The sequence below is a fragment of the Caldanaerobacter subterraneus genome, assembly GCF_004345675.1.
GTDB lineage: Bacteria > Bacillota > Thermoanaerobacteria > Thermoanaerobacterales > Thermoanaerobacteraceae > Thermoanaerobacter > Thermoanaerobacter subterraneus.
In genome coordinates this window covers 1-1,266 of sequence record NZ_SLWU01000075.1, presented here as the reverse complement: position 1 = coordinate 1,266, position 1,266 = coordinate 1, and the positions used below count along the sequence as shown (strand labels likewise).

1 protein-coding gene is annotated in these 1,266 nt (G+C 39.9%); it reads left to right on the top strand.

Features of this window, described 5'->3' with window-relative positions; translation table 11 throughout:
• Positions 1-1,038, top strand: a 1,038-nt coding sequence (locus tag EV203_RS13300) for a hypothetical protein (protein ID WP_132040919.1), incomplete at its 5' end; no start/stop codon positions are given.
• Between the last annotated feature and the right edge of the window lie 228 nt (positions 1,039-1,266).

Here is a 1,266-nt window from a genome sequence, read left to right as displayed (position 1 = left end):
GCTGATGCAGGAGATATAGTTTTTGAACATATTGGTAAATTAGATTCTGAGAGTGTTAAAGAAATATTTTATTCTGCTTCTCGGGTTTCTTCAGATGTACTTATTGTAGACCTCGATGTTTTTTCAGGTAAAGAAATTGTTTCTGCTCTTCAAAGTTTCAGAATTGCAAGACCTAATACCAGAATAATTGTTATTGCACCTGACAGGAAACCGGGTGATGAAATAATTTCTTCCATAGTTGGCTTAGGTATATACGACATAGCAGCAGGAAAAAAGGAGTCTGATTGGGCTGAGATGATTAAAAATATTTTGCTTTCACCTCCAGCTACATATGCTCAGGCCGCAAGATGGCATACAGGTCAGCTTTTGAATGCTTTTGTGCAAACAAAGGAAAGGGTTATTATAGAAGAAAGGCCTGCCGGCGTTGTTACAATAGCGGTATCTGCCACTGCCCACGGCATAGGATGTACTCACACAGCTCTTTCTATAGCTTCATTTCTTGCACGATTAGGACATTCCGCTGCAGTTATAGAAGACAGCCAGAGGCCTGTATTTTCTTTTTTATGCAGTGTCTTAAAAGCAAAAGAAGGAAAAGTAGAGGGTTCTTATGCAGTTCACGGAATTGATATTTTTCCAGATGAAAGCAGAGATGATGGTAATTGGAGTTATGATATGCTTCTTAAAAAAATTAAAGCAGGGCAGTACGAGTATGTCGTTAGAGACCTTGGAGTTTTGGATTCAGCAAGGAAAAGAGAAATGTATAGAGCAGATACAGCTTTTGTCGTGGCTTCTGCTGCAAGATGGCGGTGGCATGAGATTATTGACAGGATTGATTCTGACATTGATATTATTTTTCCTTTAGCTTTGCAGAGCGATGTAGAAGAAATTTCTTTTTACGCAGGAATTAAAGGGACAGCTTTACCTTACTGTCCAAATCCTTTTGCTAAAGAAAATGATTTTATTTTTTTAAAGCTGCTTGCTCCAGTACTGCCAAGCAGAAGGAAAAAGAAATCTCTTTTTGGGATTTCATTGTTTTAAGAGTGGTTCTAATAAAGTTTCTTTTTTTAAAAATCGGAACGGATTTTTCATTTTCGCTTCGCTCAAATCAAAAATCCGGTTAAGAGAGCACCTCTTAAAGCAGACGTGCTTTTTTTGTTTGCCCCCGCAGGAAAGATTATACGCCTGCTCGCCTTACGGTCAAGGGGCAAGCCTTCGGTCGGTGAGCATATCCTCCCTCGCTTGCGCTCGGTCCGGTATCCCTCCCCG